Source organism: Thermoactinomyces sp. CICC 10523 (genome assembly GCF_016055105.1).
Classification (GTDB): Bacteria; Bacillota; Bacilli; order Thermoactinomycetales; family Thermoactinomycetaceae; genus Thermoactinomyces_A; species Thermoactinomyces_A daqus.
Genome location: NZ_JAECVX010000006.1, coordinates 123,090 through 141,828 on the forward strand (window position 1 = coordinate 123,090; position 18,739 = coordinate 141,828).

The window sequence follows — 18,739 nt, forward strand, 5'->3', positions numbered from 1 at the left end:
ATATTCCTGCCCAAATCCGCCCTGTTTCCAGTACGGTGCCGGTTGTTTGAAAGACGCAATACGTCGTTGTTTCACAGAGCTAATCTCGCTGAACCAAGGCGGAAGAGTCGTGGTTTCCGACTCTGTCTTGACCCATGCAAAGGCTGGCGCTTCATCCTTTCAGTCTCCGGGGCCGGCGATGTTGTTGCCATGGAAACACTGTTTGTTGCTTCGGGGGGATTCCTCTCATGTTTGTTCTGATCTTCTGTCGTTACCAGGTTGCAAGATAAAATTTACGGACAGGGGAGAGCAGAATGAGGAAAGGACTTTATTGGCTGTTTATAATGGCTGTCATTCTCGGGATGGTGGTGAACATTCGTCCGCCCTTGAAAGCAGCAGCGAAAACCCCGCCGGCCAGCAGCAATCAGCCTTTTAAATTGGCTGATTATTCCGGGTTTATACGGGAAGCCCAGCCCCGGGCCGATGGGATCCGGCACGTGGATACTCCGGCGATGATTGAAAAACTGAAAGTATTAAATGTGAATACGTATTACTACCTTCTTTGGTATCAACCGACCGATTGGGACGACTTCAAAGATGAGTTTTTGCCAGCTGCCAAAGATGCCGGCATCAACGTTGTTTTGTACCTGGTTCCCCCTTCGGAGTCGACAGGCAGCCGGAAATCGTATCCCTATACCACCGACTATGTGGCATGGGCAAGGGCGATTGCCGAACTTTCCCTGAAGTACCCCAATCTCATCGGGTGGAGCATCGATGATTTTAACCAAAACCTGGACACTTTCACTCCTGAATATATGGCGCAAATGCGGGAAGCCTCCAAAATCATCAATCCCAACCTTTGGTTTATGCCGTCGTTTATGCCGGTGATGTATTTCCCGGCCCTGACGGAGGATTTTATGCAAACGCGGGGGGATTACATTGACGGGGTGATCATCGCTTACCGGGATGATCCGTACCGCAACACCTCCATCTGGTCGACGGAGCAGGAACAAATCGACGCGGCGTACAACGTGTTGAAACCTTATCATATGCCGCTGATCTGGATGGTCTATACTTCTTATCTGACCAGCACCCCGTCCAATCCGTCGGTAAAATATGTCCGCGAAACGGTGCAGACGGCGGCGAAAAATCTGCGGACGGGCAAGCTGGCGGGAGTGATCACGTACGAACTGGAGAAGGAGTTTGTTCAGGAACTGGCTGACCACAAAGCTTTCAACGGTGACGGGTACATGAGTTTTTTCGTGCCCGCAGCGGTTCGCACGAGCGCGGGAAACAGCGTCTCTGCTTCGCAAATCATCCATCCGGACGGTTCCGGCAAGTATGAGCTGTCGTTTCGGACGATGGCGGAAGGCCCGAAGCTGGCCGGCTATCATTTCAGACAAGTGCTGGTGGATGACCAGGTGGTCTGGGAGCAGGATGTGGCGCAAAACCCGGTCAACGGTCAGTGGGACAACGTGAAGCTCGATCTCACTCCTTATCTCAAAGGCAAGAAATGGGCCAAGCTGACGATTCGTCTTTATGAGAAAAACGGTGTAACCAATTACTGGGACAACGTCGGGTTCGACCGTTTTGAGCCGAATGGGTTCACGCTGGAGAACGGGGATTTTGAATGGAAAGGCGGCTGGGACATTTCCAGCAATTATCACGGGATGATCGGCGAAATCCTCATTTACGACCCGAACCGTCGGCAGAAGGCGTTTGAGGCTGTGGAAGCGGCTTACGTTTCCAGCGCTTTGTATGATGAAGTCGCCCGTTCCAATCTCAACATCGGGATCAGGCAGAGCCTGCTCGTCCAGGCAGACAAGGCGATTGATGCCTATTTTGCCGAGTATAACCAAACGGCGATCCTGATGCTCCACGCTTTGTCCAATGAGATACATGCTCTGGCCGGCAGACAGATTCCAAGGAAAACAGCGGAAAGCTGGATCGACAAGATCGAACGGCTGAAGCAGCTTTACCGATTGAAATTGGAATGAGCGGATCAGGAGGGATGAAGATGAGAACAGGCAAGGTGGCCGCTTGGATGCTGATTTTGTTGTTATGCCTGGGAACGGTTGCAGGGTGTTCAAACTCTGCCGCACCTGCCGGCAAGTCGGGGACGGTTGAGCTGGAATTCTGGACGATCAATCTGAAGAAAAATTTCTCCGGCTATATTGAAAGCTCCATTCAGGAATACGAAAAAGCTCACCCCGGAGTCAAAATCAAATGGGTGGATGTTCCCGGTGCGGATGTGACGGAAAAATTGTTTACGGCGTTGTCAAGCGGGAAAGCCCCCGATGTGGTCAATGAGACAACAGACGGGATGTCCATGTTGCAAGGTTATAACGCATTGGAACCAATTTCCGATTTGGTGGGGAAAGAGAAATTGACTCCGTACATTGACGGTCTGGTCAAAAGCGTGACCAACCGAGACGGAAAGGTAATGGCTATTCCCTGGTACCATGCGGGCCCGCCGATCGGCTTGATCAATACCGAACTGTATAAAAAAGCAGGACTCGATCCGGACAAACCGGCGAAAACCTGGGATGAACTGTTTGCATACGGCAAACAGATTCACCAAAAACTGCCGAATGTCTACGGATCGAACGACTTGCCCGTGTTTGAGGCAATGGTCACCGAAGGGCTGCCGATTTTAAGCCCTGACGGGAAAAGGGCGGTGTTCAATTCCCCGGAGCACGTGGCCTTTGTGGAAAAATTTGTCCGTGCGTACAAAGACGGAGCCATTGCCCCGGGAGCGATTGTAAAGGATGATCGCCAGTTGCAACAAACCATTGACAATCAGCTGACGGCACAAGTTGGTTTGGCGGGGTCTTTCCAGTTGAACAATTATGAGAAAAACGCGCCCGGCGTCATTCCCAAACTGAAAGTGGTTCCGCCAGTGACCAAAACAGGCAAGGTGGCAGTAAAAGATATCCAGCTCTTCGTCATTCCCAAAAAATCAGAGCATCCCAAAGAAGCGGCCGACTTTGCCCTGTTTATGACCAGTGCGAAGAAGCAATTGGAGTTTTGCAAGATGGTGCCGATCTTTCCGTCAACCAAAGCGACGCTGCAGGATCCCTTTTTCACTGATTTTGAGGTGAAAACCATCCAGGACCAGGCCCGCAAAATGATGGTTCAATACGCCCCGAACATGACACTGTCCTATTCGGGTGTTCCCAAAGGGGAAGAATTGCGCGAATTTTACCTGGAACAAATCCGGGCGGCCATGCTCGGAAAGAAATCAGTGAAAGATGCGCTGGACGCCGCAGTCAGACACTGGAATGAAGCCCTGGCCAAGCAATAACCTTGCAACAGAGAACAGGCAGCAGAATAGGTCGATCTGCTGCCTGATTCCATGAAAGGGGGATATAAAGTGGCCGTTGAAACTGTTCCGCCTCCTGAATATTCGGGCTCGAAAAAAAAGAGAAAGAAAATCCCTCTGCTTCCTTACCTGTTTTTGTTGCCGGCACTCGCTTTGTTTTTCACTTTTGACTATTTGCCCATTTTCAGTGCTTTTTACTATTCCTTCACCGAATTTCACGTGATCTCCCCCGCTGAATGGGTGGGCTTGGAAAATTACCGGACGCTGCTGCACGACCCGCGGTTTTGGACCGCAGCCAAAAATTCAATGACCTATTTTCTCATCATCGTTCCCATGCTGATTACGCTTCCCTTGTTCCTGGCGATTCTCGTCAACCAGAAATTGCGGGGGATTCAACTGTTTCGGGTGATTTATTATTTGCCGGTGATCACCTCGATGGTGGCCGTGGCGATCGTCTGGAAATATTTATACCACCCGGCGGGGTTGTTAAATGCCATTCTTCAGGAGCTCGGCCTGCAAAAAGAAGCGGTCAACTGGCTGTTAAACCCCCGCACGTCCCTGCCTGCCGTCGCTTTGCTTGAAGGTTGGAAATCGATGGGGTTTTACATGGTGATTTACCTTGCCGGGTTGCAGTCGATCGCTCAGGAACTGGTTGAGGCCGCGAGGATCGACGGCGCCAACCGGTTGCGCGTTTTGTGGCATGTGTATTTGCCCCAGCTGAGGCCCACCATCGCCGTCACTCTGGTGCTGGCCACATTGGGCAGTGTGCAGATGTTTACCAGTATTTACATCATGACCGGTGGCGGGCCGCTTGACAGCACCCTGTCGCTTCCGCTCTACATTTATCAAAAAGCGTTTGTCGAACTGGATATGGGCTATGCGACCGCAATGGGCATGGTGCTCTGGGTGATTTTGATGATTTTGACATTTATCAATTTCAAACTGTCAAGAGGGGGGCAGGTCTGATGAGTGTGAAACGCAGGCGCGGTTGGCTGCGTGCCGTGAAAATGACGTTGATGTATCTTCTGCTGACCGTCATCGCGGTTATTTTTATCGGGCCTTTTTTGTGGCTTCTTTCAACCGCGTTCAAATCGAATGGCCAGGATGTCTTCACCTTTCCGCCCGACCTGATTCCGAAGCCGCCGGTTTGGGATCAGTTTGTGGAAGCGTTGACGGTCATTCCGTTCCCGAGATATTTGCTGAACACCTTCATCCTGATTGTGATCATGGTGCCCGCCCATCTGTTTCTGACCTCTCTGACGGCCTATCCGCTGGCGAGGATGACATTCCCGGGCCGGAACCTGATATTTTACGCAATCATCGGGACCATGTTTTTTCCGGAAGAGGGAAAATTGGTGCCGTTGTTTATCATTGTGCAAAAATTGGGACTGATTGATTCGTGGTGGGGGTTGATCATTCCGGGACTGGTCGGGGGATTTTCCGTTTTTCTCATGCGGCAAGCCTATCTCACCATTCCGAAAGAGCTGGAGGAAGCGGCCATTTTGGACGGCTGCGGACCGTTGCGCCTGTGGTGGAGCATCATGTTGCCCCTGACCAAACCGACGCTGGCGGCATTGAGCGTCTTCTCCTTTATTTCTGTTTGGAACTCGTTCATCTGGCCGTTGATCGTTCTGAAGAATGATCATTTGTATCCGCTGGCGTTGGGACTCGCTTACCTCTCCGGCACCTTTGGCGATGATGTGCGGGCGATGGCTGCTGGAACGGTGATTTCCCTGGTTCCGATTATCGTCTTCTATCTGCTTATGCAGCGCTATTTCGTTTCCGGAATGCAGGGTGCGATCAAACAATAGGAGGGAATCAGCTTGCGGTTGGGAGTGATCGGGTACGGAAGGAGAATTCAAAACATCTTGGCCGAAATCGGCAAAATCGATCCACGCTGCCGCGTTGTGGCCATCAACGATATTCGCAACGGTGAAATCAAACAGCAGATGGGAGACCGGGCGGAAGGCATTGCTTTTTTTGACAGCCCGGAAGCGATGGCAGAGGAGGCGGAGCTGGACGGAATCCTGATCGGGACCCGCTGTTCCCGTCATGCGGAGATGGCCTTGCGCGTTTTGCCGAAGGGAATTCCCTTGTTTCTGGAGAAGCCGGTGGCCACCAATGAGCAGGATTTGCTCCGGCTCAAGCAGGGGTTTGAGTCTTCGGCAACCGAAGTGGTCGTCTCTTTTCCGCTGCGGGCAGCGCCTTTGCTCAAGTTGGTGAAGGAGATTGTCGATTCGGGAAAAATCGGTACGGTCGAACATGTGCAGGCGGTGAACAATGTCCCGTACGGCGGTGTCTATTATCACCACTGGTATCGTGACGAGCAGGAAACGGGCGGGCTCTTTTTGCAGAAGGCCACCCACGATTTTGATTATATCAACTATCTGCTGGGGTTGCAGCCGACGATGGTTTGCGCCATGACGTCCAAACAGGTTTTCAAGGGGAACAAACCGGCCGGTTTGAAATGTGCCGAATGCGATGAACGGGAGATTTGCCCGGACAGTACGGTCCATATCCGCAAGTTGCCGCACGAAACGCCGGCAGGCGAATACTGCTGTTTTGCCGTCGATACGGGAAACGAGGATTCCGGAAGCGCGCTGATCCGGTATGAGACGGGGATGCACGCAGTCTATACGCAAAATTTCTATGCCCGGCGAAAGGCTGCCAGCCGGGGTGCCCGTCTGCTTGGCTATAAAGGGACGCTGGAGTTTGATTTTTATGCCAATGCGATTAAGGTTTACATGCACCATTCACCGCGGGTTGAAACTTATGAATTGACCGAAGAGGCAGGTCATTTTGGCGGCGATGCGGTACTGGCCCGCAATTTCATCGAGGTGATGAAGGGAAAGGCGAAGTCGAGCGCCCCGCTGGATGCGGGTTTGCTCAGCGCATGGATGTGCCTGAAAGCACGGGAGTCTGCGCGGACCAATACGTTTCAGCCGATTCTCTGGCCAGGGGGAGTTCGCGCGCACGATTCCGGGGAGGGGAAAGGTCATGCCTGAAATCAAAATCGGCATCATCGGCCTCGATACTTCACATGTTACGGCCTTCACCCAATTGCTGAATGATCCGGATCATCCGCATCATGTGCCGGGAGGCCGGGTGGTCGCAGCTTTTCCGGGCGGTTCGCCCGATTTTGAACTCAGTTTTTCGCGCGTCGGGGGTTACACACGTCAACTTCGCGATCAGTTTGGCGTTCGCATCACCGCCACACCGGAAGCCACAGCCGAGCAGTGCGATGCCATTTTGCTGGAGTCTGTCGATGGGCGGGTGCACTTGCAGCAGTTCAAAAAAATCGTGCCATTCGGGAAACCGGTTTTCATTGATAAGCCTTTGGCCCTCAATTCTGCTGATGCCCGTGCCATGCTTGAACTGGCCGCAGAACATCGCGTCCCACTGATGAGCTGTTCTGCCCTGCGCTACGCGGAAGCGTTGACGACTGCGCTCGCTGACGGCGGGCAAGAAGCCGTTTTCGGAGCGGATTGCTATGGGCCGATGCCGCTGGAACCGACACAGCCGGGACTCTTCTGGTACGGCATTCATCCGGTTGAGATGCTGTTTGCCATCCTGGGAAAAGGTTGCCTCGATGTCACCGCGATCAGCAATGACGGGCAAGAGATGGCGGTGGGACTCTGGAAGGACGGCCGCATCGGCACCGTTCGCGGCAACCGCAAGGGAAACAACGGATTTGGCGCCTTGCTTCACCGTCAGACGGGAACGCAGTACGTCGATGTGAACTCCGGCGCAAAACCTTATTATGCCAGTCTGCTTGAGCGGATCATGGAGATGTTTGTGACGGGGAAGCCGCCTGTCGACCCGGAGGAGACGTGGCAGATAATCCGCTTTATTGAGGCAGTGAATGAAAGCCGGCAGACAGGAAGAAAGGTGTCATTATAACGGACACCTGATCCATGGCGGCAAAGGGGAGGCGGTGTAGTGTTGTTGAATTTTGGTCTGGCTTCGATGTTCTACCGATACAGTTGGGGGCATAATGATTGGCTGGAAGCGCAACGGGATACGGCCGTCCGGCACGTGGATCTTGCCTGCTGCCGGAGGGACAGCGCGGCTTTTCAGGTTTTGGTCGCCGCAGATGAGCCGTTTCTTCTTACCGTCAGCACAGATCCCCAGTTTTGGAAAGGAGGACCGCTGCCGGTCATCCGGCTTGATGTCGAACTGGATGCCCCGTTGCAACTGGAAGTTAAATTGATCGGCCTGGTCGAAGATGATGACCGCTGTTTAAAATCTGACGTGTTGCTGGAGAAAAGTTCGTTATTTGTGGAGCGGCGAAAAATTCAGGCTGTGTGGGTGGAGTGCCACGCGACGGAGGATACCCGGCCCGGAATTTATCATGGGAAGATCCGTTTGTACAGCCACACTCTGTTTGAAGATGAAAGGACGGCCGGTGAATGTTCCTTTTCCCTCACTGTGAAAGATTGGATGTTGCCTGAACCGAAGGAATACCAATTTTATCTTGACCTGTGGCAACATAATGCAAACATTGCCAGAAGGTATCAGGTGCCTCTTTGGTCGGACGAACATTTTGCCATTTTGGATCGTTATTTGCACAGCCTGGCCCAGCTGGGACAGAAGGCGGTCACGGCGGTCGTTTCGGAAATCCCATGGTCGGGGCAATACAGTTTTCGGGATCGGGAACCCGCCGATTTGTTCGAGTACAGCATGGTGCGGATCACCCGGGAGACCAATGGTCGGTTTTCTTATGATTTTTCCGCGTTGGATCGTTATGTGCAAATGGCGGAACAACACGGCATTGCCGCGGAGATCGAACTGTTCGGGTTGCTGGGCATTTGGCAGGACGAGGAGGCGGGCTACGGGTCGGTGATGGCGGATCACCCGGATGGAGTGCGGATCCGTTATTATGACCAAAGCTCGTGCACCTTCCGCTTTATCCGCAAACGGGCCGATTTTGACGCATATGTTCAGGCCCTGCATCACCATTTGATCGACAAGGGGTGGATCGAACGGGTTCGTGTCCTGGCCGACGAGCCAAAAGATTTTGCCCTCTTTCAGAAGCAATTGGCCGCGTTGCAGGAAGCAGCTCCGTCTTTTCGCTATAAGTTGGCCATTCATCGCACCGAGTTTATTCAAAAAAATCCGGGACCCATTCATGATTATGTCCCGATCTTGAATTGTGTCGCTGCCGAATACACCCGTCTGCTGGATCTGAAGCGGCAACTTCCGGGAAAGATACTTTTCTACGTTTGCTGTTACCCTGATTTTCCCAACACCTTTCTCTCCTCTCCGCCACTGGAAAGCAGAGTGATCCCCTGGTTGGTGGAGAAATTGCAGCTGGACGGCTTTTTGCGCTGGAATTACACGGTTTGGCCGGAAAGTCCACTGGAGAAACTCTCCTATCGCGCTCCGGGCTGGAAAGCCGGCGACATGAACTTCGTCTATCCCGGTGCTGCCGGAAAACCGTTGCTTTCACTTCGCTACAAATGGCTGCAAAGAGGCATTCGGGATTATGAATTGATGCAGCTTTTGAAGCGCTCCGGACAGTCGGAAAAAGTGGAAAATTTGTTGAACCGGGTGTTCCGTTTTCGGGATGCCGGCGAGCTGCACCCGGAAGCCCGAAAGAAAAACACGGAGCTGTACAGTTTGGAGCCGTCCGATTATGACCGCCTGATCGGCGATCTCTGACATTGAATCTCGGGAAAAAAATCCCGCATACTGACCTGCAAATTTTTCGGAAAAGAGGTGAAAATCTGCTGCCAAAGGCGGAGGAGCAGCAGAGTGTTTCCATGCCGGATATTCGTTTGCTCCAAACGGATGAACTGAAAGAGGCTGTTCAACTTTCCGACCGGATCTTCCGCAAATCCGGCCGGAGGTCGATGGTTGAATCGTTTCCCCAGGTGTTTTCTTCCAGCCTCCGGCAGTCGTTCGGTGCGTTTGCGGAGGGGAAACTGGTATCATTTGTGGGGCTGGTTCCTTCCGTAGTCCGGATCGGTTCGGCGCGATTGTCCGTGTATTCTGCCGGTTCGGTTTGCACGCACCCGGAATATCGCGGGAAAGGCTATGCCGGTGCGGTTTTGCATTGCCTTTTGTCTCATGTAGACAAAGCGGGAGCTTCCCTGTTGCTGGTGTCCGGCTATGGCCCGTTGTACAGGCGAATGGATTGTGTTCGCTTCGGAGCGGTTTCCCGTTTTACCATCGACCCGGATTCCGCAGCTGTCATCGCCAGGAAACCGGAGATGGCAAATGTCCGGTTCAGGGAACTGGAACCGGCGGATTGGTTTTCGTTGGCAAGATTGGCCGGGCTGCGCGAAGTTTGTTACGAGCAGAGCCTTTGGGATATAGCCAACCTGATCCAGGCCCGGGCGATGGCCGATTGCCTTAAGCTACATCACAAGGTGTGGGTCGCAGAGCGGGAAGGGCGGGCGGACGCTTTTGTCACAGTGGGCGTTCCTGATCAACCAAATCCGGAGCAGCCGGCGCTTGCCATCGAATGGGCGGGTCACCCCCGTCTGATTGCAGGAACGCTTGCTCATGTGTTCCGGTCTGAACAAATCGGCCGGTTGGATGTACCGGTTCCATGGTACGAAACGGAGCTGCTTGAGGCCTTGTCTCCCGCGCAGCATCAATCCGAGCAAAATTTGGGAACCGTCCGCATCATCAATCCGGAAAGGCTGATCAGTCAGCTCCGGCCTTATTTGTGTGAGAAAGACCGGCGCTCAGGTGAAAGTTTGCGGGTTTGGCAGCAGCCGGACGGCCGGATCAGGATCAGCTGCAACGGTCAGGATGATGTTCTCGATATCCGCTCGTTCGCGTCGCTGTTGTTTGACCCCGAACCGCATGATACGGGCAAGCCGGGTTTTCGATCGGCCGTGCAGAAATTGTTCCCGGTTCCGTTTCCCTATGCCGGCGGACTGAACTATGTGTAGGAATCGGCGGAAAAGAGCGTACATGAGATCAGGCGCGGAAGGAGATGTTTCAGTCCCAGGCCGCTCATGCCGCTTTTCACGGAAGCCGGGAAAACTTACCGAATTTTAGAAGTCTCTCTTTTGCAGAATTTGTCACGACAGGTGGATTTGGAATCTTTATAATTCTGAATAAATTGACAATTTATTTTCTTAATTTTATAATACAAGTATAATACATGTATTAATTTATTGTATAAAATCGATATTTACAGAATGATATAACTCACGGAAAGACAAACAAAATCAGGAGAGAAAAGGAACCGGATCAACTGTCGGGAGCCTCGGACGGGAAGAGGGGCCCGGTTCGGCTTGCCGATGTTAATTTCATGCAAAAGGTGGATTTGGCGATGAACATGGCGCGTGTAGGAGTGTTACTGGACCGGAAGGCGGCTGTGCGCCGGTGGGAATACGGGTTGAATGTTTTTCAGGCCTATATCGGCGAAATTTTGGCTCATGCGGGGATCCCGTTCAAATGGGTGGACGGGGTGGAACAGCTGTCTGAACAATCTCTCGATGTTTTGATTGTCGCCCTGGAACGCAAAGATGCAGAAACTGCTTCCGGGATCTGGAATTTTGCCGAACGGGGAGGGACGGTGATAGCCTGCGGGAGGCTTTCCTGCCTTGCCGGACGGCTTGGGTTTTCCGAAGGAAGGACGCTGGGCCCGGGTTATGTGCAGTTGCCGGCGGAATGGGGGGCCATGAGGCCGCTGAGGTTTTTGCAGGCTGCTCCCTGGATCGCTGTGGAAAAAAATGAGCATTTTTGCCGCGGGATCGGCCGGGTTTTCAGGGATGAGCCGCATGGAGAGGAAAGCGGGGCCGCTTTGCTCCAATTTCGGGTGGGCAAAGGTGTGATCGATCGCTGGGCCGTGGAGATCGGAGAGACGGTTGTCGGGCTTCAGCAGGGGAGAGGGCCGGTGATCGAAGACGGAATTCCCGCCCCGGACGGAACCGGTTCTGTTGATGACGGAATCCTGAAAGCGGACGACCGCAGTGAAATGGACTGGGAGTTGGACCGCCGGAGAACGGAATCCGGAACTCCTTATTTTGCTTGGCCGTATGCCGATTGGTGGAGAGAAGTCCTGATCAGCCATTTGTTGAGGAGAGTGACTGGCCGGGGGATGACATTGCCTTTTCTCGGGTACTGGCCCGCCGGAATCTCGCATGTGGCGATGCTTTCCCATGACAGTGACCTGAATGTGGATGAGTCGGCCGAAGTCACCCTTTCCGTGCTTGAGGAGTGTGGGGTGAAATCCACATGGTGCATGCTCGAACCGGGATACAGCCCTCGTATTTATCAAAAGGTGCGGGCGGCCGATCATGAATTGGCCTTTCATTACAACGCGCTGGAGCAGGACGGTGGCAAGTGGGATCAAGCGGAATTCCGGCGTCAGCTCCGCTGGTTGAAAGAGGAGACGGGTCTTGAGACGGTCACTTCCAATAAGAATCACTATACCCGTTTTGAAGGCTGGGGAGAATTGTTTCGCTGGTGCGAAGCCTGCGGCATTATGTCCGATCAGACGAGGGGGCCCAGCAAAAAAGGAAACGTCGGTTTCTTGTTTGGCACATGCCATCCTTATTTTCCGATCGCCTGGTCAGATGAGAGAAACCGCATCTATGACGTGCTGGAAATCGGCTTCCTGACACAGGATCTCGATCATTTCCGTTTGGCTGACAGCAGCCTGATCGTCCCGTTTCTCGAGCAGGTGCGACGTGTGCAGGGGGTGGCCCATTTTCTGTTCCATCAGGTTCATATTTACCGGCAGCCGCTGGTGCGCGAGGCCTTGCGCAAAGTGGTCGCCGAGGCAAAACAACGGGGATTCGTCTTCTTGACCGGCAAACAGATCAACGATTGGGAACGGGCCCGCCGCAGAGTCCGGATCGAGGGCATGAACGCAGACGGTTCTGTTTGCCTGTCCAGTGACACCGACCTGGACGATCTGGTGATATGGGTTCCTCTTCCCCGCTCTCATCTACGCCGTTCAGACGGATCTGCGGTAATGAAATTCGGGGTACCCTGCGTCAGGAGAGTGGTGACTGTCAAAGCGGGGGGCAGAAATCAAAGCCGGTGAGACAACGAAAAAAGATGGGAGAGATCCGCGATGAATAAACGCAGGTTGGCGTTGCACGGCGGACCGAAAGTGAAGACATCGCCGTTTGGCACAGGCAAACGTTTTGGCGTGGAAGAAGAGAAAGAGCTGATGGAGGCGCTGGAACAAAATACGCTGTTTTACCATCACGGAAAAAAAGTAAAGCAGTTTTTGCGCGATTTTAATAAATTGTACGGCGTGAAATACAGTGTGGCCACCTCTTCCGGTACGGCTGCCATCCACGTGGCGCTGGGAGCGGCCGGAGTAAGCGTGGGAGATGAGGTGATCACGAGCCCGATTACCGACCAGGGCACGATAATCGGGATTCTTTATCAGAATGCGATTCCGGTGTTTGCCGATGTCGATCCTCATACGTACAACATGGACCCGCAATCAATCGAGTCCCGCATCACTTCACGGACCAAGGCGATTCTGGTCGTCCATCTGGCCGGCAATCCCTGCGATATGGATCCGATTATGGAAATTGCCCGCAAACACCATTTGAAGGTGATTGAAGACTGCGCACAAAGCTATCTGAGCCGGTACAAAGGGCGGCTGGTCGGCACGATCGGGGATTACGGATGTTTCAGCACGAACGATTTCAAACATATCTCAACGGGAGACGGGGGAATCGTGACGGTCAACTCGGGAGATGAGGAGGAGTATCGCGTCGTTCACGCTTTTGCCGACAAGAATTATCAGCGTTTCGCCGGACAGGTGCAGCGGGATCTGTCCTATCTGGCCCCCAATTACCGGATGACCGAATTGCAAGGCGCGGTCGGTGTCGCCCAACTCAGGAAACTTCCCTGGATTTGTGAGAGAAGGCATCAATATGGGGAGCGTCTCAGCAAAGGCATCCGCGGTTTGCCGGGGGTGCAGGCTCCCCGGGTTTACGAAGGCGGCTGGTCCAGCTATTGGTTTTACATGTTCCGCCTCGATCTGTCAGCTCTCTCCTGCAGCCGCGAAGAGTTTTCCCGGGCATTGGCAGCGGAAGGGATTCCCAACCAGCCGGGCTATATTCCCGAAGTGATTTATTTGCAGCCGCTATTTCAAAAGAGGCAGGCTTACCTGAACAGTCATTTCCCGTTTGACCTGTCCGATGTTGCTTACCCTAGGGGGCTCTGTCCGACGGCGGAGCAGATTTTGCAAACGGCGATTCGCGTTGGCATCAGTGAGTTTTTCAGCGAACAGGATATCGAGGAGATGATTGAGGCGGTTGGGAAAGTGGCATCTTGGTACGCGCATTGAGGGGGAGCGGAATGATTCTGAATTGTAGCGCCATGGGAAATGAATGCAAGGGGGCTGCGCCGATCAAGAGGATGAGGGGCGGCGGGAACGTCGGCGCGGGAGAAACGGAATGAGGGCGATGCTGGCACTGGGAACGGCCAAAGTGGACATCACTCCGCTCAAACCGGTTCCTTTGGCCGGTTTTATGAAACGGGCCGGGCCTTTTGACGGAATATCGCAGCCCCTCTACGCCAGAATTTTGTTTTTTGAACAAGAGGAGATCCTGGGCCGGAAACGGGCTGCAGTGCTCGTATCGGCGGACATTATCTGGTGGGGCCAGGAATTGACGGCAAGGTTGCAACACCGGTTGGCAGAAAGGTGGGGAATCCGGGAACCGTTTGTGATCCTGCATGCCACTCATACCCATTCCGCCCCGCAGACCACTTATCGCTTTACCCCTTCGTTGGGCAAACCTGATTCCGGGTATATGGAAAGGCTGGAAGAACGGGTCTTCGCGGGAATTGAAGCGGCAGCCGGCAGGGTCGAACCCGTGATGGCGGAGCGGGGAAGAGGGGAGTGTCATTTCGGCATTCATCGCCGCAAACGGATCGGCGGCAGGATGGAAATGGCCCCCAATCCGGACGGGCCGGCTGATCCCGAAGTGAATGTGGTGCGCTTTTATACCCGGTCAGGGCAGACGAAAGCGGTGCTTGTTCACTTTACCTGTCATCCGACCACAACGGAAGAGAATTTCGTTTCTCCCGAGTATCCCGGCGTGGCCATGGAAAAAATCGAGCGCAGTTTGGACGCGGAGGCAGTGGCCGCTTTTTTGCAGGGATGTTGCGGGGATATCCGTCCCGCGTTGGTCAGGTCAGGGCGATTTTATCGGGGAAGCAGGAAAGAAGTCGCCATGCTGGGGAACACACTTGCCAATGAGGCGATCCGCCTTTTGCAGCAACCGATGGAATCGCTTCGGCCTTGCCGGTTGACGGGAAGAACGGCCAGCATTTCTTTGCCTTTTCAGAAGTTGCCGACAACGGCCGAGTTGGAGCAGGTGAAAGATCAGCCGACCGTGATAGGGGAATGGGCGAGATTGCTGTTGCAGGAACCGGAACGGATTCGCCCCGGCATCCCGCTGAAGATCAATTGGCTGAAGCTTGTGGAAGGATTGTCACTGTTGACGATGAACGCGGAGATCGTAGTGGAATACGGGCTGTTTGTCAAACGGCAGTTAGGCGGTTCTGTGCTGCCTGTTCCATACAGTAACGGGATGATCGGTTATGTGCCGACAGCCGGGCAGGTGGCGGAAGGGGGCTATGAAGCGCGGGATTCGCTGTTGTACTTCGGGTTGCCCGCTCCGTTTGCCCCTTCGATCGAAGAGGAGATTTATTCGGCCATTCTCAATCTGATAGAAGAAAAATAAACGGGGGAGTTCATTTCCTGTAAAGGATTCCGGGCAGGAGGATAAAACCGTGAAATTTCTGGTGGGGATCGATGCAGGCGGCACAAATACCGTCTGTGGCCTGTTGGACGGCAGAGGCAATCTTCTTCACAAAATCCAGGAGCCTACCGAAGCGCATCTGGGTTATGAACAGGTGATTGACAAGATCGCCCGGATGGTGAAGTCGCTTCTGGCATCGGAACAAATCGCTCCCGGACAGGTGCTGGCCGTTGGCATTGGCAATCCCGGCCTGGTCGATCCGGATCGCGGGCTGGTGCGGTTCGCCGGCAATCTGGGATGGCGGGATGTCGAAGTGGTGAAGTTGCTTCAAAACAGACTGAATATTCCGGTTTTCGCAGACAATGATGTGAGAATGTACGCATTTGGTGAAGCGATCAGAGGCGCCGGAAGGGGTTATGATCATGTGCTGGCCATTACCCTCGGAACCGGGATCGGCGCAGCGATGGTCAACCAGGGGCAGATGTATTACGGCAGCGGGTTTATGGCAGGCGAAATCGGTCATATTCGCATGGACGGAGAACAGGCTCCCTGTGCTTGCGGCATGTACGGATGCCTGGAGACCGTTGCGTCGGCCACCGGCATCGTCAGGCAGGTTCGCGAGGCGATTGCCAATGGAAAATCAAGCCTTTTGCAGTCGTGGTTTCCGGGTGAAAATCTGTGCAAAATCACGGCGGCCGATGTGTCCAAAGCATACGATGCCGGTGATGCCGTGGCAGTCGAGGTACTGCAGCATACCGGGAAGTTATTGGGCAAGGCGCTTTCGTATGCCGTGTCGTTGTTCAGTCCGGATGTGATCGTGATCGGCGGGGGAGTTGCCCGGGCGGGAGAACGGTTGTTGCACCCGGCCCGGGAGGAGTTGAAGCGCTTTGTTTACAAAGGATATTGGGCGCGTCTGACCATACGGACGGCCACATTGCTGGATGATGCCGGGGTGATCGGCAGCGGGCTTCTTGCCAGGCAAAGATTGGAGGAGGCATCACCCGCTCAGCTGCATCAGCACCACCGAAATGGAAATAGGGAGGAGAAATGATGGTGCAAACACACACTTATCAAGAGATTAAACGGCAACCGGAGACGTGGAGGCAGACAATCGGGATGGCATTGTCCCGGGCGGATGAGGTAAAACAAACATTTGCCGCACTTCAGCCCGAGGAAGTGATTTTTACCGGTTGCGGAACCTCCTACTATGTTTCGATCGCCGCCGCGGCTGCTTTTCAGGAAAAAACCGGACTTCCCGCCTGGTCGGTGCCTGCTTCGGAAGTGTTTCTCAACCCGGGTTCCGTATTTTCCAAAAAAAGAAAAACGATACTGGTCGGCTGCTCCCGCTCGGGCAATACTACCGAAGTTGTCCGGGCAATTGAATTTGCACGGCAGAACAAGCTGGCCCATTGTTTCGCCATCACCACCCGGCCTTCCAGCCAATTGGCCGATAAGGCGGATACGGTGTTTCATTTGTCGCACGTGCAGGAAAACAGCGTGGTGATGACTGGTTCTTTTACCAATATGTTGCTGGCCGCACAGCTGCTGGCGGGGATTCTGCCGGGAGATGAAGCATATCTGGGGGAATTAAAACGGTTGCCGGAAATCGGGGAAGACGTGATCGCCAGGGTGGAGCCGCTGGCGAAGGATATCGGAAAAGACCGGAATTTCAGCCATTATATTTATTTGGGGATGGGGGCACAGTTCGGCTTGGCCAATGAGGGAATGTTGAAGTTGAAAGAGATGACGCAACTTTTTTCCGAGACATTTAATCCGCTCGAATTCCGGCATGGCCCGATTTCCGTGTTAGATGAAAAATGCCGGGTCATCCTGCTGAGCAGCCAGTCGATCCGGCCTTACGAACGGGATGTTGTCGATGATGTGCGGAAATTTGGTGCCAATGCATTGGTCATCGGCGATCGGCTGGAAGATTTTCAATGCGATATCAAAATTGAACTGAACAGCGGCCTCACAGATCTCGCCCGGGGTGTCCTTTATCTGCCGTTTTTGCAGCTGCTGGCTTATTACCGAACGCTGGATTTGGGGCTGAATCCCGACAGGCCGAGAAATCTGGATAAAGTGGTCTTGTTGAAAAACTAGCTTATCTGGACTGGAGACGGCGGGTACAAAGAGCGAAAATTCGGCAAGCCCCCGGGGGTGAAGCCCTGAAAATGGGGAGGGTCGCGGCACCCATCCGACCGGACATGCGGATCAAATCACTGAAAAAAGGGGGCCAATATATGGCGGCAATTGACTGGCTCGTCCTGATTCTCTATTTCCTGTTGATGATTGGAATCGGTGTCTGGTCATATCGCCGGGTAGGAAATGCGGAGGATTATTTTACGGCCGGCGGAAAAATGCCATGGTGGCTCGCCGGAGTGTCTCACCACATGTCCGGCTACAGTGCTGCCGTGTTTGTGGCATATGCGGCCGTTGCCTACCAGTACGGGTTCACGATCTACGTGTGGTGGGCTGTTCCGGTGTCGATTGCCGTTTTTGCCGGGGCTTTTACGATTGCTCCGCGCTGGACGCGCTTAAGGGAGCATTACCAAATCGGATCGCCGCTGGAATACCTGTCCACTCGTTACAATGTCCCGACGCACCAGCTCATGGCATGGAGCGGCATTTTGTTAAAAGTTTTCGATATCGGTGCCAAGTGGGCGGCGATTGCCATTCTCCTGCAAGTGTTTACCGGTCTTCCGCTCTCTGCCGGCATTCTGCTCTCAGGTGGTGTATCGCTCATTTACTCGACGATCGGCGGGCTGTGGGCTGATGCCTTGACCGACTTCGCACAATTCCTCATCCAGTTGGCCGCCGGGATTGCCATGTTTGTGATCGTGCTGGCCAATCTAGGAGGGATCGGCGCGATTGCCGGGATGTGGAGCCGGTTGCCGGCGGGGCATTCGGACTTGTTTGCCGGGCCGTATACGCTCTGGTTTGCGCTGGCGTTTCTGCTGATCGATTTTTTCAGCTACAACGGTGGCACGTGGAACCTGGCCCAACGATATATTGCAGCACCGTCCGGTTCCGAAGCCCGTAAGGCTGCGCTTCTCTCCGGTTTCCTCTATCTCTTCTGGCCCCTGGTTCTGTTTTATCCGATGTGGGCCGCGCCGATTTTCTTCCCGCATCTGAAGCAGCCCGACCAATCTTATGCTTTGCTGGCGACGAAGTTTTTGCCGCACGGTCTGACCGGATTGGTTCTCGCCGGGATGTTCAGCCACACGATGGCCATGACCACGTCTGATGCGAATGCCATTTCCTCAGTTTTCACACGCGATATTTTTCCGAGGCTGCGCGGCAAGTGGACCATGCTGAGCAGCCGGGGCGAGTTGATCGTCGCCCGCACGACGACGCTGGTGCTTGTTTTGCTGACCATGATCGTGGCTGTGGAACAGAGAGCATTTGGCGGGGTGCTGGGACTCCTGGTCTCCTGGTTTGGGGCCTTGGTCGGGCCGGTCTCAGCTGCCATGCTGCTTGGGTTGTTGCCCGCGTTTCGCAACAGCGGACCGGCAGCCGCCATCGTCTCGCTCATGGCCGGAGTGTTCACATTTGCGCTCGACAAAACCGTCTTTGACGTCAGTGAAGCGGCACAACAAGGGTTGCCGGTGCTGATATCGGCCATCGTTTTTGCGGTGACGGGCTGGTGTACCCGCAACCGCCGCCCGGAAGTGGAGCAAATGATGGAAGTCCTCAGCGGGGATTCCGGGGATTCAGAATCGCCCGGATGATGGCCGGCAAACGG

General features: G+C 54.0%; 14 protein-coding genes. All 14 read left to right on the forward strand.

Annotation, left to right across the window (positions count from 1 at the left end; translation table 11 throughout):
• Window positions 1-293 precede the first annotated feature (293 nt).
• The 14 genes from I8U19_RS09575 (at window position 294) to I8U19_RS09640 (ending at window position 18,725) form a co-directional block, all read left to right on the forward strand.
• Window positions 294-1,976, forward strand: a complete 1,683-nt coding sequence (locus I8U19_RS09575; protein ID WP_033099704.1) for a hypothetical protein — start codon at window positions 294-296, stop codon at window positions 1,974-1,976.
• A 20-nt stretch (window positions 1,977-1,996) separates the two neighbouring features.
• Window positions 1,997-3,283 carry an ABC transporter substrate-binding protein gene (locus I8U19_RS09580; protein WP_033099705.1) on the forward strand — a complete coding sequence of 429 codons (1,287 nt, stop codon included), beginning with the start codon at window positions 1,997-1,999 and terminating at the stop codon, window positions 3,281-3,283.
• 69 nt (window positions 3,284-3,352) lie between these two features.
• The gene (locus tag I8U19_RS09585) at window positions 3,353-4,267 is read left to right on the forward strand and encodes a carbohydrate ABC transporter permease (protein ID WP_198055771.1); all 915 of its coding nucleotides are present in this window, start codon (window positions 3,353-3,355) and stop codon (window positions 4,265-4,267) included.
• Window positions 4,267-5,112, forward strand: coding sequence for a carbohydrate ABC transporter permease (locus I8U19_RS09590; RefSeq protein ID WP_033099706.1), 846 nt, complete (start codon window positions 4,267-4,269; stop codon window positions 5,110-5,112). The genes I8U19_RS09585 and I8U19_RS09590 overlap by 1 nt, the downstream gene beginning before the upstream one ends.
• Before the next feature lie 12 nt (window positions 5,113-5,124).
• A complete protein-coding gene (locus I8U19_RS09595) occupies window positions 5,125-6,306 on the forward strand; it encodes a Gfo/Idh/MocA family protein (RefSeq protein ID WP_198055772.1) in 1,182 nt (393 codons plus the stop codon).
• Complete coding sequence (locus I8U19_RS09600; RefSeq protein WP_198055773.1) at window positions 6,299-7,201, forward strand: Gfo/Idh/MocA family protein; 903 nt, start codon at window positions 6,299-6,301, stop codon at window positions 7,199-7,201. Before I8U19_RS09595 ends, I8U19_RS09600 begins: the two co-directional genes overlap by 8 nt.
• Window positions 7,202-7,240: 39 nt before the next feature.
• Window positions 7,241-8,962 carry a DUF4091 domain-containing protein gene (locus I8U19_RS09605; RefSeq protein ID WP_235281591.1) on the forward strand — a complete coding sequence of 574 codons (1,722 nt, stop codon included), beginning with the start codon at window positions 7,241-7,243 and terminating at the stop codon, window positions 8,960-8,962.
• A gap of 2 nt (window positions 8,963-8,964) precedes the next feature.
• The gene (locus I8U19_RS09610) at window positions 8,965-10,203 is read left to right on the forward strand and encodes a GNAT family N-acetyltransferase (protein ID WP_198055774.1); all 1,239 of its coding nucleotides are present in this window, start codon (window positions 8,965-8,967) and stop codon (window positions 10,201-10,203) included.
• A 386-nt stretch (window positions 10,204-10,589) separates the two neighbouring features.
• Window positions 10,590-12,311: a polysaccharide deacetylase family protein gene (locus I8U19_RS09615; RefSeq protein ID WP_198055775.1), complete on the forward strand. Its 1,722-nt coding sequence runs from the start codon at window positions 10,590-10,592 to the stop codon at window positions 12,309-12,311.
• A 30-nt stretch (window positions 12,312-12,341) separates the two neighbouring features.
• Complete coding sequence (locus tag I8U19_RS09620) at window positions 12,342-13,577, forward strand: DegT/DnrJ/EryC1/StrS family aminotransferase (protein WP_198055776.1); 1,236 nt, start codon at window positions 12,342-12,344, stop codon at window positions 13,575-13,577.
• A 109-nt stretch (window positions 13,578-13,686) separates the two neighbouring features.
• Window positions 13,687-14,979 carry a neutral/alkaline non-lysosomal ceramidase N-terminal domain-containing protein gene (locus I8U19_RS09625; protein WP_198055777.1) on the forward strand — a complete coding sequence of 431 codons (1,293 nt, stop codon included), beginning with the start codon at window positions 13,687-13,689 and terminating at the stop codon, window positions 14,977-14,979.
• Between the two features lie 49 nt (window positions 14,980-15,028).
• Window positions 15,029-16,048 (forward strand): ROK family protein, encoded by a 1,020-nt coding sequence (locus tag I8U19_RS09630; RefSeq protein ID WP_052153960.1) that lies wholly within the window; start codon window positions 15,029-15,031, stop codon window positions 16,046-16,048.
• The gene (locus I8U19_RS09635) at window positions 16,048-17,097 is read left to right on the forward strand and encodes an SIS domain-containing protein (protein ID WP_198055778.1); all 1,050 of its coding nucleotides are present in this window, start codon (window positions 16,048-16,050) and stop codon (window positions 17,095-17,097) included. The genes I8U19_RS09630 and I8U19_RS09635 overlap by 1 nt, the downstream gene beginning before the upstream one ends.
• Window positions 17,098-17,237: 140 nt before the next feature.
• Entirely contained in the window at window positions 17,238-18,725 is a 1,488-nt protein-coding gene (locus tag I8U19_RS09640; RefSeq protein ID WP_198055779.1) for a sodium:solute symporter family protein, read from the forward strand.
• Window positions 18,726-18,739: the final 14 nt, after the last annotated feature.

Coding starts and splice junctions, on each gene's coding strand:
- I8U19_RS09575 (WP_033099704.1), top strand. CDS start 294: ATGAGGAAAGGACTTTATTGGCTGTTTATAATGGCTGTCATTCTCGGG.
- I8U19_RS09580 (WP_033099705.1), top strand. CDS start 1,997: ATGAGAACAGGCAAGGTGGCCGCTTGGATGCTGATTTTGTTGTTATGC.
- I8U19_RS09590 (WP_033099706.1), top strand. CDS start 4,267: ATGAGTGTGAAACGCAGGCGCGGTTGGCTGCGTGCCGTGAAAATGACG.
- I8U19_RS09600 (WP_198055773.1), top strand. CDS start 6,299: ATGCCTGAAATCAAAATCGGCATCATCGGCCTCGATACTTCACATGTT.
- I8U19_RS09615 (WP_198055775.1), top strand. CDS start 10,590: ATGAACATGGCGCGTGTAGGAGTGTTACTGGACCGGAAGGCGGCTGTG.
- I8U19_RS09620 (WP_198055776.1), top strand. CDS start 12,342: ATGAATAAACGCAGGTTGGCGTTGCACGGCGGACCGAAAGTGAAGACA.
- I8U19_RS09625 (WP_198055777.1), top strand. CDS start 13,687: ATGAGGGCGATGCTGGCACTGGGAACGGCCAAAGTGGACATCACTCCG.
- I8U19_RS09635 (WP_198055778.1), top strand. CDS start 16,048: ATGGTGCAAACACACACTTATCAAGAGATTAAACGGCAACCGGAGACG.
- I8U19_RS09640 (WP_198055779.1), top strand. CDS start 17,238: ATGGCGGCAATTGACTGGCTCGTCCTGATTCTCTATTTCCTGTTGATG.